This is a genomic window from Stutzerimonas chloritidismutans, from assembly GCF_051486945.1.
Classification (GTDB): Bacteria; Pseudomonadota; Gammaproteobacteria; order Pseudomonadales; family Pseudomonadaceae; genus Stutzerimonas; species Stutzerimonas chloritidismutans_B.
Genome location: NZ_JAHVDX010000001.1, coordinates 592563 through 604829 on the forward strand (window position 1 = coordinate 592563; position 12267 = coordinate 604829).

Genomic DNA, 12267 nt, shown 5'->3' on the forward strand with positions numbered 1-12267 from the left:
GTCGGACGCCGCGCACCGCGGCGTCCACCTCAAGTCGCTGAAAACTATCCAAGATACCTTTCAAGGACCTGTCATACCTTCATTGAAGGTATTCGGCGATCTTCGCCGCTCCGAAGAGCCAGGCGAAGATCGCCGTTTCTGCGCGATTAGCGCTTCTTACGATTGGCGATGTGGATGGCGTGGCCATTCACCGCCAGCGCTGCTTCATGCAGCGCCTCGGACATGGTCGGGTGCGAGAACACCATCATGCCGAGGTCTTCAGCGCTCGTGCCGAACTCCATGCCGATCGCGCCCTGCTGAACCAGTTCAGCAGCGGCCGGCCCCATCACGTGCACACCCAACACGCGGTCGGTCTTGGCGTCAGCGATGACCTTGACCAGCCCCGCCGTGTCATTGGCGGCCATGGCGCGACCGCTGGCAGCGAACGGGAAAGTTCCGACATTGACTTCAACGCCCTCTGCCTTCAATGCCTGCTCGGTCTTGCCGACCCATGCGATTTCAGGATGGGTATAGATGACAGACGGAATCAGGTCATAGTTCATCTGCGATTTGTGGCCAGCGATCCGCTCGGCGACCATGACACCCTCTTCGGACGCCTTATGTGCCAGCATCGCGCCTCGAACCACGTCACCGATGGCGTACACGCCAGGTACGCTGGTCACGCACTGGTCATCGACGAAGATGAAGCCGCGCTCGTCCATGTCGACGCCCGCGTCGGCTGCCAGCAGATCTGTGGTGACAGGACGGCGACCTACAGCGACGATCAGCTTGTCGAAGGTTTCCTGCTGCTCACCTTCGGCGTTGGTAAAGTTGACGGTGACTTGCTCGCCTTTCACCTCGGAACCCGTGACGCGCGCGCCCAACAGAATCTTCAGGCCCTGCTTGCTCAGGACCTTGAAGGCTTCCTTGGAGATCTGCTCGTCCGCGGCCGGAAGGAACTTGTCCATGGCCTCGAGCACGGTGACTTCAGCACCCAGGCGCGCCCAAACCGAGCCCAGCTCCAGGCCAATCACACCGGCACCGATGACACCCAGTTTCTTCGGCACGCTCTGGAAATCCAGCGCACCGGTGGAATCGACGATGATTTTCTGGTCCACCGGAGCTGGCGGAATGTCGACGGGCTTGGAGCCGGACGCGAGAATGACGTTGTCGGCACCGAGTACCTGGGCGTTGCCGTCCAGGCCAGTCACTTCGACCTGTTTGCCGCTCAGCAACTTGCCGTGGCCTTCGAACACAGTGACGCCGTTCGCCTTCAACAAGGCCGCAACGCCGCCGGTGAGGTTCTTAACGATCTGGTCCTTGCGAGCCACCATCGTCGGAACGTCCATGGCCACTTCGCCAGTGCTGATGCCATGGACCTTGAAGCTCTCATGGGCCTCGTGGAACTTGTAGGAGCTGTCCAGCAGTGCCTTGGAGGGAATGCAACCAACGTTCAGACAGGTACCGCCGAGTGCGGTCTTGCCTTCCTTACCCTGGTATTTTTCGATGCAAGCGGTCTTCAGACCCAGTTGCGCTGCGCGAATGGCTGCTACATAACCGCCGGGGCCGGCACCGATGACGACGACGTCGAATTTCTGGCTCATTTGGAATCCTCTTGAGTGCGTGCAGCAAAAGTCAAAAGGCCGCAGTCAGCAAGCCCGGCATATGCCTAGCCTTCTGAATGCAGCCCGTGACGCTTGTTAGATATCCAGCAGCAGGCGGGCCGGATCTTCCAGCAGGTTCTTGATAGTCACCAGGAAGCTCACCGCTTCCTTGCCGTCGATCAAGCGGTGATCGTAGGACAGCGCCAAGTACATCATAGGACGGATGACAACTTGGCCATTGATCGCCATGGGACGCTGAATGATGTTGTGCATACCAAGAATGGCTGCCTGCGGCGGGTTCACGATTGGAGTCGACATCATCGAACCGAACGTACCGCCGTTGGTGATGGTGAAGGTGCCGCCAGTCATTTCATCGATTGACAGCTTGCCGTCACGAGCCTTTTTGCCGAAGGTAGCGATACCATTTTCGACTTCTGCCAGGCTCATCAGCTCAGCGTTACGCAGAACCGGTACGACCAGGCCGCGATCGCTGGAGACAGCCACCCCGATATCCTGGTAACCGTGGTAGACGATATCGGTGCCATCGATCGAGGCGTTCACGGCCGGGAAGCGCTTCAGTGCCTCGACGGAAGCCTTGACGAAGAAGGACATGAAGCCCAGGCGAACGCCGTTATGGGTCTTCTCGAACAGGTCTTTGTATTTCGAACGCAGCGCCATGACTTCAGTCATATCGACTTCGTTGAACGTCGTCAGCATCGCCATGTTCGACTGCGCTTCGACCAGCCGCTCTGCGACTTTCGCGCGCAGACGGGTCATTGGTACACGCTTCTCGGTACGATCGCCCGCAGCGGCGACCGGTGCAGCGGCCGCGCTGGCAGCTGGCTTCGCAGCAGCAGGAGCAGATTTCTTCGCCTCGATCGCTGCGACCACGTCTTCCTTGGTGACTCGACCGTCCTTACCAGTGCCTTTGACACTATTTGGATCGATACCGTTTTCTTCTGCCAGCTTGCGAGCCGCCGGCGCCAGGATTGCATCTTCGCCACCAGCCGCTGCCGATGAAGCGGGGGCTGCAGCAGGCGCTGCAGCCTCAGCAGGCGCGGCGGCCGGAGCGGAAGAAGCCGAAGCAGTAGCACCGGCTTCCAGCTTGCCGAGCAGTTCGCCGCTGAGGACGGTGTCACCTTCGTTCTTGACGATCTCGGTCAGCACGCCGTCGGCTTCGGCCAACACTTCCATCACGACCTTGTCGGTCTCGATGTCGACGATCAGCTCGTCGCGCTTGACCGCGTCGCCTGGCTGCTTGTGCCAGGTCGCAACGGTGCCGTCAGCAACCGATTCCGGAAATTGGGGGGCTTTGATCTCGATAGCCATTAGCTGGGGTCCTATTGATTCGGGTTTTACATCGAGGCCGCGTGAACCGCGGCCTCTTGCAAATGAATGATTAAACGGTGAACGCGTCCTGAAGCAGCTTTTCCTGCTGCTCGGCATGCATGGACGCATACCCCACGGCAGGCGCGGCAGAAGCTTCACGACCGGCGTACTGCAGGAAGAGTTCCTTCTTGTGCGCAACGGCAACCCGACGCATATGGTGCTGGCTGCAGTACCAAGCCCCCTGATTCATCGGTTCTTCCTGGCACCAGACGATGCTCTTGAGGTTCTGGTACGGCGCGAGCACTTCAGCCAGATCCTCTTCCGGGAACGGATACAGCTGTTCCAGACGGATGATCGCAATATCTTCACGTCCTTCAGCACGACGCTTGTCGAGCAGGTCGTAATAGACTTTGCCGCTGCACATGATCATGCGTTCGACCTTGCTAGGCTCGATCGGATCGACTTCGGGAATCACGGTCAGGAACGAGCCCTGCGTGAGATCTTCCAGAGTCGAAGTGGCAAGCTTATGACGCAGCAACGACTTCGGCGTCAGGGCTACCAGCGGCTTACGCAGAGGCCGGATCGCTTGGCGACGGAGCATATGGTAGACCTGAGCCGGCGTAGTCGGTACGCAGACCTGAATGTTGTGCTCGGCACACAGCTGCAGGTAGCGCTCCAGACGGGCCGATGAGTGCTCCGGCCCCTGCCCTTCGTAGCCGTGCGGCAGCAGCATGGTCAGTCCACAGAGCCGACCCCACTTGTGCTCGCCGCTGGTGATGAACTGGTCAATCACGACCTGAGCACCGTTAGCGAAATCGCCGAACTGAGCTTCCCAGATTACCAGTGCATTAGGCATGGTCGTGGCGTAGCCGTATTCGAACGCCAGTACGGCTTCTTCCGAGAGGAACGAGTCGTACAGGTCGAAACGGGGCTGGCCTTCGTAGAGGTGCTGCAGCGGGATGTACGTGCTGCCATCCTTCTGGTTGTGCAGCGCCGCATGGCGGTGCGAGAAGGTGCCACGGCCAACGTCCTGACCACTGATGCGAACCGGATGGCCTTCGAACAACAGCGTGGCATACGCCAGCGTCTCGGCGTAACCCCAGTTGATCGCGAGCGCGCCTGCGCCCATCTTCTGGCGGTCCTCGAGAATCTTCGACACCTGGCGCTGCACGACGAAGCCTTCCGGAACAGCTAGCAGCTTGTTCGACAATTCCTGCAGCGTCTTCAGGTCGAAGCGCGTGTCGTGGCGGGCAGTCCAGGCATGGCCCAGATACGGACGCCAATCAACGAACAGTTCCTTGTTCGGCTCCTTGACCAGGCTCTTGACCACATGCAGGCCGTTATCCAGCGCAGTGCGGTACTCGTCGACCTTAGCCTGCACACTTTCGCCGTCCAAAACGCTGGATTGGGTCAGGGCGTCGGCATACAGCTCGCGCGTCGTGCGCTGCTTGGCGATCTTCTGGTACATCAGAGGCTGGGTGCCACTCGGCTCATCCGCCTCGTTGTGGCCACGGCGGCGATAGCAGATCAGATCGATGACGATGTCACGCTTGAACTGCATGCGGTAGTCGACAGCCAGTTGCGTGACGAACAGAACGGCTTCCGGGTCGTCAGCGTTCACATGGAAGATCGGCGCCTGGATCATCTTCGCGACATCGGTCGCGTACTCGGTGGAGCGCGCGTCTTCCTGCTTGTTGGTCGTGAAACCGACCTGGTTGTTGATCACGATGCGGATCGTGCCGCCAGTCCGATAAGCACGGGTCTGGGACATCTGGAAGGTTTCCATGACCACGCCCTGCCCTGCTACGGCAGCGTCACCGTGAATGGTGACCGGCAAGACCTTGTCGCCTACCGCATCGCAGCGACGATCCTGGCGTGCACGCACCGAACCCTCGACCACCGGAGATACAATTTCCAGGTGAGACGGGTTGAAGGCCATGGCAAGGTGAATTTCGCCCCCGGGCGTCATCACGTTAGACGAGAAGCCTTGGTGATATTTGACGTCACCGGAGCTCAGCCCTTCGACCTTCTTGCCTTCGAACTCGTCGAAAAGGTCACGCGGATTTTTGCCGAATGTATTGACCAATACGTTCAGACGGCCGCGGTGTGCCATGCCGATGACGATTTCTTTGGTGCCATAGGAGCCCGAGCGCTGGATGATCTCGTCCAGCAACGGAATCAAGCTTTCGCCGCCTTCCAGACCAAAGCGCTTGGTGCCCGGGTACTTGGTACCCAAATACTTTTCCAGGCCTTCGGCAGCGGTCAGGCGCTCGAGCAGATGCCCTTGTATCTCGCTGGAGAACGCAGGACGACCGCGGACGCTTTCCAATCGCTGGATGAACCAGTTGCGCTGTTCGGAATCGACAATATGGGTAAATTCGGCACCGATAGTACGGCAGTAGGTGTCCTGCAGCGCCTCGCGAATCTCGCGGAGAGTCGCTTGGTCCTTGCCCATTGCCAAATCACCGGTACGGAAGACAGTATCCAGGTCGGCATCGGTAAGTGCGTAATGATTGATCGACAGGTCCGCAGGGACAGGGCGCTGTTGCAAACCGAGGGGATCGAGCTGTGCAGCCTGATGGCCACGCATTCTGTAGGCCTGGATCAGCCGCAGGACTTCAACCTGCTTTTTCTCGTGCTCACTGCTTACGCTGCCTGCAGAAACAGGCTGGGCACGACGCTGGTTCTTGGCCAGCAGCACGAAATGGTCACGAATTGTGGAATGCGATACATCGGACGCAGCGCCGCCGGCAGCAGGCAGCTTCTGGAAGTAGGTGCGCCACTCTTCGGGCACAGCGTTGGGATCGTGCAGGTAGAGCTCATAGAGCTCTTCCACGTAGGCAGCGTTACCACCGGATAGGTGGGCACTGTCCCACATGCGCTGCATTACGCTTTCTTGCATGTCTGGTCACCTTCGATAAGGAGACACCACCAGCGTGGAGACCGCAGCATGACTTCCCAAGTTCTGTAGCAGCGACTCAGGTAAAGCCACTACGGACCGCGCAGATAGTTTCCGAGAACCACCTCGGATGCTCCTGCTGGTCGTTTATTTTCAGAGTGGAACCCGACCTTGTAAGCCAGATTCCTACTAAAACTACGGCGCCGAGTTTGACGCTGGCGCCGTAGGTGTCACGGTAACGCTATGAACCCGATGCTACCTAGATAACGGCGAACCCGTGACCTATCAGGTCGCGCTTTGCAGCAACATGTTGCGCACATGGCCGATTGCCTTGGTCGGGTTCAAACCCTTGGGGCAAACACTGACGCAATTCATGATGCCCCGGCAGCGGAAGACGCTGAACGGATCATCGAGCGCAGCCAAGCGGTTCTCGGTCTCGGTGTCGCGGCTGTCAGCCAGGAAACGATAAGCCTGCAGCAACGCAGCCGGGCCGAGGAACTTGTCGGGGTTCCACCAGAACGACGGGCAGCTAGTCGAGCAGCATGCACACAGGATGCACTCGTACAGACCATCCAGCTTCTCGCGATCTTCCGGGCTCTGCAGACGTTCGATAGCCGGAGCAGGCGTATCGTTCATCAAATACGGACGAACCTTCTCGTACTGCTTGTAGAAGATGCCCATATCAACGGCCAAGTCACGAATCACCGGCAAACCAGGCAGTGGACGAACGACCAGTTTGTTGCCTTTGACCACTGAAGACAGCGGCGTAATGCACGCCAAACCGTTCTTTCCATTCAGGTTCATGCCATCGGAACCACAAACGCCTTCGCGGCAGGACCGACGGTATGAGAAACCTTCATCCTGTTCTTTGATGAGCGCTAGCACGTCAAGAACCATCAGGTCTTTACCATCGGTATTGACCTGGAAGTCTTGCATGTAAGGCTTTTCGTCCTTTTCCGGGTTGTAGCGATAAACACTCACTTGCAACATATCGGCGACCTCAGTAAGTCCGAACCTTGGGCTCGAAAGTCGGAACAGTCTTCGGAGAGAAATTAACGGCGCGCTTGGCTACGCGCTTCTCACCCGGGTAGTACAGGGTGTGGCACAGCCAGTTCTCGTCATCACGCTCTTCGTAGTCTTCACGCGCATGCGCACCACGAGATTCCTTACGAGCCTCAGCGGCGACGGCAGTAGCTTCTGCGACCTCGAGCAAGTTCTGCAGTTCGAGTGCTTCGATCCGTGCCGTATTGAACGCCTGGCTCTTGTCGGCAATCTTGACCGTGGCGATGCGCTGGCGCAGTTCCGCGAGCTGAGCGATACCCTTCTGCATGTATTCACCCGTACGGAATACACCGAAGTAATTCTGCATGCAGCTCTGCAGTTCCTTGCGTAGCGGCGCGACGTCTTCGCCGGCAGTGCGCTCGTTAAGGCTGGACAGACGATTCAGAGCGACGTCGAGGTCGGTTTCGGTCGCACCACGATGCTCGATACCGTCCTTGAGCGCCTTCTCCAAGTGGAGACCAGCCGCACGACCGAACACGACCAGATCGAGCAGCGAGTTGCCACCGAGGCGGTTGGCACCGTGAACCGACACGCACGCCACTTCGCCCACAGCGAACAGACCTTCGATGATCTTGTCGTTGCCGCTGGCATCCTGCGTCATTGCCTGCCCATGAATGTTGGTGGCGATACCGCCCATCATGTAGTGGCAGGTCGGAACGACAGGAACAGGCGCAGTAACCGGGTCGACGTGAGCAAAGGTCTTCGACAGCTCGCAGATACCAGGCAGACGGCTGTGCAGAACCTCCTCGCCCAGGTGATCGAGCTTCAGCATCACGTGGTCGCCATCCGGACCACAACCATTGCCCGCAAGAATCTCCTTGACCATAGAACGTGCAACCACGTCGCGACCAGCCAGATCCTTAGCATTTGGCGCATAACGCTCCATGAAGCGCTCGCCGTGCTTATTGATCAAATAACCACCCTCGCCGCGGCAACCCTCGGTCACGAGAACGCCAGCACCGGCGATGCCGGTCGGGTGGAACTGCCACATCTCGATGTCCTGTACCGGCACACCCGCACGCAGCGCCATGCCGATACCGTCACCAGTGTTGATCAGCGCGTTAGTGGTCGAGGCATAGATACGGCCCGCACCACCGGTCGCCAGCACAACGGCTTTGGATCGAATATAGACCGTCTCGCCGTTCTCGATGCAGATCGCAATCACGCCCACGATCGCGCCATCCTGGTTCTTTACCAGATCGACTGCGTACCACTCGTTAAGGAACGAGGTGCCAGCCTTTAGGTTAGCTTGATAGAGCGTATGCAGCAGCGCGTGACCGGTACGGTCCGCCGCGGCGCAGGTACGAGCTGCCTGCCCACCCTTGCCGTAGTCCTTCGACTGCCCACCGAACGGACGCTGATAGATGCGGCCCTGCTCGGTACGGGAGAAAGGCAGCCCCATATGCTCGAGCTCGAATACGGCCTCAGGGCCTACCGAGCACATGTATTCGATCGCGTCCTGGTCACCGATATAGTCGGAACCCTTGACGGTGTCGTACATGTGCCAGCGCCAATCGTCATTCGGATCAGCCGAAGCGATGGCGCAGGTAATGCCACCCTGAGCAGAAACGGTGTGGGAGCGAGTTGGGAATACCTTCGTCACCACCGCAGTCTTGTGGCCGCCCTGGGCCAGCTGCAGTGCAGCGCGCATCCCGGCACCGCCACCACCGACAATGATGGCGTCATAGGAAAGAGTACGAATGCTAGCCATGAATCAGATACCCCAAAGAATCTGCACGCCCCAGACGAAGAAAGTGAACATGGCGATGCCACACACTGCCTGGAACAAGAAACGCACACCGGTAGCCCACTTACCGATCGCCATGTTGGTCAGGTAGTCGGTGGAAATCGTCCACATACCAACCCATGCATGAACGCTCAAGGCAACCAATGCAAGAAGACTGAAAATGCGCATCCAGTTCGACGAGAACAGCCCGCGCCACTGCGAGAACTCAAGCCCTGGATTGGCAATCAGGTATCCGATCAGGAATAGGAAGTAAGCCGCGAGGACAACTGCCGACACACGCTGAGCCATCCAGTCATAAAGACCCGAGCGCGAGAAGTTCGTGACGTTGGTTACCATATCCACACTCCCGCCAGAACGATCAGCACAGCCGAAACGGCCAGGACGATCTTCGAGCCCAGCTTGCCGCCTTCCAGCGTCTCGCCATGCCCGGCATCCATGATCAGGTGACGCACCCCAGCTACCAGATGATAGAGAAGCGCCGACAGCAGCGCCCAGACCACCAGCTTGGCCAGCGGACTACCCAGAACCGCCTTCACCTCTTCGAAACCTTCGGCAGAAGAAAGCGAGGTATCCAGCGCGAGTAGCAGGATGGCGACACCGACGAACAGAACCACGCCGGACACACGATGCAGGATCGATGTATAGGCAGTGATAGGTAGTTTTATTGTCCTAATATCTAGGTTTACAGGTCGTTGGCTTTTCACGGCTTTTTTTCACACTTGAGAGCCCCGAGACGCAGGGCAAAGTTGTTGGGAAGAGCACCAGGCGGTACCCGCCACCCACGAGTGACAACCTACAGGAAAACTGCCTGTGAGCCCCCTGCCGGTCGGTTTCCGAGTATAAACAGTTAGGTGGCTAATGACAATGTGGTGAAGTGCCACTAAAGGCGGATGGCGACCCCTATATAAATGCCGTAAACAGTCGTTCTGTGTAGCGAATTCACCCTCCAAACGCCCTCTGCGACGAGGGTCCGCGCAAATTGACTTTGTGGCTTATCTCACTATAGTGATGCGGGCCCTGCGTGGGGGGCCATGATGATTCCAAGCATAAAACAGGAGGCCATACATGGCTGACAAAAAAGCGCAGTTGGTCATCGAAGGCGCAGACGCCATCGAACTGCCCGTTCTAACCGGTACCGTAGGCCCCGACGTAATCGACGTACGAGGCTTGACCTCCACGGGTCGCTTTACATTTGATCCCGGCTTCATGTCGACCGCCTCTTGCGAATCCAAGATCACCTATATCGATGGTGACAAAGGCGTTTTGCTGCATCGCGGATACCCGATCGAGCAACTGGCCGAGAAGGCCGACTACCTGGAAACCTGCTACCTGCTGCTCAACGGCGAACTGCCGACTGCAGAGGAAAAAGCTAAGTTTGTCAGCACCGTCAAGAACCACACGATGGTGCATGAGCAGCTTAAGTCGTTCCTGAACGGCTTCCGCCGCGACGCTCACCCGATGGCGATTATGTGCGGTGTCATTGGCGCCCTCTCCGCGTTCTATCACGATTCCCTGGACATCAACGACCCGCATCACCGCGAAATCTCCGCAGTGCGCCTAGTCGCCAAGATGCCAACGCTCGCAGCCATGGTCTACAAGTACTCCATGGGCCAGCCGATGATGTATCCGCGTAACGACCTGAACTATGCGGAAAACTTCCTGCACATGATGTTCAACACGCCGTGTGAAGTGAAGCCGATCAGCCCAGTGTTGGCGAAGGCTATGGATCGCATCTTCATCCTGCACGCGGATCACGAGCAGAACGCCTCCACGTCCACCGTCCGCCTTGCTGGCTCGACAGGCGCCAACCCGTTCGCCTGTATCGCCGCAGGCATCGCTGCTCTCTGGGGCCCGGCACACGGCGGCGCGAACGAAGCCGTACTCACCATGCTCGACGAGATCGGCGATGTTTCCAACATCGAAAAATTCCTGGCCAAGGCAAAGGACAAGAACGATCCGTTCAAACTCATGGGCTTCGGTCATCGTGTCTACAAAAACTTCGACCCACGCGCGAAGGTCATGAAGCAGACGTGCGATGAGGTTCTAGGCGAACTGGGCATCGACGATCCGCAACTTGAACTGGCGATGAAGCTGGAAGAGATCGCGCTCAACGACCCTTACTTCGCCGAGCGCAACCTCTACCCGAACGTGGACTTCTACTCGGGCATCATCCTCAAGGCTATCGGCATTCCGACCAGTATGTTCACCGTGATTTTCGCCCTCGCTCGTACCGTGGGTTGGATCTCGCATTGGAAGGAAATGATCGCCAACGGCCAGAAAATCGGCCGCCCGCGTCAGCTCTATACCGGCCACCCGAAGCGCGACATGCCGCGCTAATTGTTCGGCTGGTAACGCAAAAGGCTGCCCCTGGGCAGCCTTTTTTGTTTGCTCAACTTGTTTCATTCTCCAACCAGCCAAGCAGCCGTATGGCCTCCTCCCGACTGGCGCCGCAAACCGTTTCATCCGGTTTGAACGCATCGCATACCGGCGGACGCAAAGCGCTGCCGAATATCCCACATAGATTAGTCAAGGTGAGATGCAGGCAACGCTCGCCTGCTGCTTTCCCGTTTGGCATACCGGGCAACGGGGTACTGATAGAGGGCGCTACACAACAAGCACCACAGCCCGCGCGACAATCCATTCAGCCAATCTCCAGACCAAAACGGCGGCAATAATAAGGCCGTCCAATAGCCTCGGCACGCTCATTCCGGCAGACGTCCGCAGATGACGCGCACCATGCGCTTGGGCATACTTAGCGCCCTTTTCCACACTTGAAGGCAACTGCAATGTTCAAGGTAAACGAGTACTTCGATGGCACTGTCAAGTCGATCGCGTTCGAGATGGCAGCAGGCCCAGCAACTATTGGGGTCATGGCGCCCGGCAACTACGAGTTCGGCACTAGCCAGCTCGAAGTCATGCATGTCGTCGCGGGAAGCCTGGACGTGAAGCTTCCGGGCAGTAGCGTTTACGAGACCTTCGCTGCGGGCAGTCAATTCACCGTGCCGGCCAACAGCAAGTTCCAGCTCAAGGTTACCAGCGATACAGCCTATCTCTGCGAGTACCGCTAACAAAAACGGCACCGTCGAACTTGTCGAGCGGTGCCCTTGGTTTAAGGCGTATGCAGTATTAAAGGTCGCTTACCTCGCCTGACCCGCTATGCCGTCCCAGCCCGACTTGACTTCAGCCAACAACCCGGACACCTCATCCAGCCTGTCAACGTCATTGTGACGGCTCGCCTCGAACAAGCGGGTCGTCATGTATTCGTAGAGTCGATCCAGGTTATCCGCTAGCTCACCGCCCGCAGCCTTGTCCAGCACGTCGCGAAGACCGCCGATGATGTTGATGGCCTTTCCAATCAACTCACCCTTCTCAGCCAACTCCTTGCGCTCCATCGCCCCTTTTGCCTGAGCGATACGATCCAGCCCACCCTGCATCAGCATCTGGATCAAGCGATGCGGATCAGCCTCGGTTACCTGGGCGTTAACGCCAACCTGCTGATACTGCTTCATTGCTGACATTGCGTACATTTGGATAAGCCCCTTGCTACATCGTTTGCATGTACAGCTTATCGGTCGACGCCGCCCAAGCTTGATAGCAATCGGAGCGGCCAGAACGAAAAAACCGCCTAAGCGGCGGTTTCGTTCGTA

11 protein-coding genes are annotated in these 12267 nt (G+C 58.1%); 2 read left to right on the forward strand and 9 right to left on the reverse strand.

Going from position 1 to position 12267, the window contains the following annotated elements; translation table 11 throughout:
• Positions 1-146: 146 nt before the first annotated feature.
• From lpdA to sdhC, 7 genes are all read right to left on the reverse strand, one after another.
• Positions 147-1583 (reverse strand): dihydrolipoyl dehydrogenase, encoded by a 1437-nt coding sequence (gene lpdA / locus KXR72_RS02565; protein WP_437419556.1) that lies wholly within the window; start codon positions 1581-1583, stop codon positions 147-149.
• Between the two features lie 96 nt (positions 1584-1679).
• On the reverse strand, positions 1680-2912 hold the full coding sequence (gene odhB, locus KXR72_RS02570; protein ID WP_437420362.1) for a 2-oxoglutarate dehydrogenase complex dihydrolipoyllysine-residue succinyltransferase: 1233 nt from the start codon (positions 2910-2912) through the stop codon (positions 1680-1682).
• Between the two features lie 70 nt (positions 2913-2982).
• Positions 2983-5814, reverse strand: coding sequence for a 2-oxoglutarate dehydrogenase E1 component (locus KXR72_RS02575; protein WP_437419557.1), 2832 nt, complete (start codon positions 5812-5814; stop codon positions 2983-2985).
• Positions 5815-6096: 282 nt separating this feature from the next.
• Positions 6097-6801: a succinate dehydrogenase iron-sulfur subunit gene (locus KXR72_RS02580; RefSeq protein WP_437419558.1), complete on the reverse strand. Its 705-nt coding sequence runs from the start codon at positions 6799-6801 to the stop codon at positions 6097-6099.
• 10 nt (positions 6802-6811) lie between these two features.
• The gene (gene sdhA, locus KXR72_RS02585; RefSeq protein WP_437419559.1) at positions 6812-8584 is read right to left on the reverse strand and encodes a succinate dehydrogenase flavoprotein subunit; all 1773 of its coding nucleotides are present in this window, start codon (positions 8582-8584) and stop codon (positions 6812-6814) included.
• Positions 8585-8587: 3 nt separating this feature from the next.
• Positions 8588-8956, reverse strand: a complete 369-nt coding sequence (gene sdhD / locus KXR72_RS02590) for a succinate dehydrogenase, hydrophobic membrane anchor protein (protein WP_437419560.1) — start codon at positions 8954-8956, stop codon at positions 8588-8590.
• Positions 8950-9324, reverse strand: coding sequence for a succinate dehydrogenase, cytochrome b556 subunit (gene sdhC / locus KXR72_RS02595; RefSeq protein WP_437419561.1), 375 nt, complete (start codon positions 9322-9324; stop codon positions 8950-8952). The genes sdhD and sdhC overlap by 7 nt, the downstream gene beginning before the upstream one ends.
• Before the next feature lie 361 nt (positions 9325-9685).
• On the opposite strand from sdhC, the gene gltA reads away from it, so the two are divergent.
• A complete protein-coding gene (gene gltA / locus KXR72_RS02600) occupies positions 9686-10957 on the forward strand; it encodes a citrate synthase (RefSeq protein WP_437419562.1) in 1272 nt (423 codons plus the stop codon).
• A 52-nt stretch (positions 10958-11009) separates the two neighbouring features.
• Here gltA and KXR72_RS02605 read toward each other — a convergent pair whose 3' ends face one another.
• Entirely contained in the window at positions 11010-11261 is a 252-nt protein-coding gene (locus KXR72_RS02605; RefSeq protein WP_437419563.1) for a YkgJ family cysteine cluster protein, read from the reverse strand.
• A 145-nt stretch (positions 11262-11406) separates the two neighbouring features.
• Between KXR72_RS02605 and KXR72_RS02610 the strand changes: the two genes are divergently transcribed.
• Positions 11407-11688: a pyrimidine/purine nucleoside phosphorylase gene (locus KXR72_RS02610; RefSeq protein WP_437419564.1), complete on the forward strand. Its 282-nt coding sequence runs from the start codon at positions 11407-11409 to the stop codon at positions 11686-11688.
• Between the two features lie 69 nt (positions 11689-11757).
• Here the strand turns inward: KXR72_RS02610 and fliS are convergent, their stop codons facing one another.
• Positions 11758-12147, reverse strand: a complete 390-nt coding sequence (gene fliS, locus KXR72_RS02615) for a flagellar export chaperone FliS (RefSeq protein WP_437419565.1) — start codon at positions 12145-12147, stop codon at positions 11758-11760.
• Between the last annotated feature and the right edge of the window lie 120 nt (positions 12148-12267).

Excerpts from the sequence above, each read along its gene's own strand:
- lpdA (WP_437419556.1), bottom strand. The coding sequence starts at position 1,583 with ATGAGCCAGAAATTCGACGTCGTCGTCATCGGTGCCGGCCCCGGCGGT.
- odhB (WP_437420362.1), bottom strand. The coding sequence starts at position 2,912 with ATGGCTATCGAGATCAAAGCCCCCCAATTTCCGGAATCGGTTGCTGAC.
- KXR72_RS02575 (WP_437419557.1), bottom strand. The coding sequence starts at position 5,814 with ATGCAAGAAAGCGTAATGCAGCGCATGTGGGACAGTGCCCACCTATCC.
- KXR72_RS02580 (WP_437419558.1), bottom strand. The coding sequence starts at position 6,801 with ATGTTGCAAGTGAGTGTTTATCGCTACAACCCGGAAAAGGACGAAAAG.
- sdhA (WP_437419559.1), bottom strand. The coding sequence starts at position 8,584 with ATGGCTAGCATTCGTACTCTTTCCTATGACGCCATCATTGTCGGTGGT.
- sdhD (WP_437419560.1), bottom strand. The coding sequence starts at position 8,956 with ATGGTAACCAACGTCACGAACTTCTCGCGCTCGGGTCTTTATGACTGG.
- gltA (WP_437419562.1), top strand. The coding sequence starts at position 9,686 with ATGGCTGACAAAAAAGCGCAGTTGGTCATCGAAGGCGCAGACGCCATC.
- KXR72_RS02605 (WP_437419563.1), bottom strand. The coding sequence starts at position 11,261 with ATGGATTGTCGCGCGGGCTGTGGTGCTTGTTGTGTAGCGCCCTCTATC.
- KXR72_RS02610 (WP_437419564.1), top strand. The coding sequence starts at position 11,407 with ATGTTCAAGGTAAACGAGTACTTCGATGGCACTGTCAAGTCGATCGCG.
- fliS (WP_437419565.1), bottom strand. The coding sequence starts at position 12,147 with ATGTACGCAATGTCAGCAATGAAGCAGTATCAGCAGGTTGGCGTTAAC.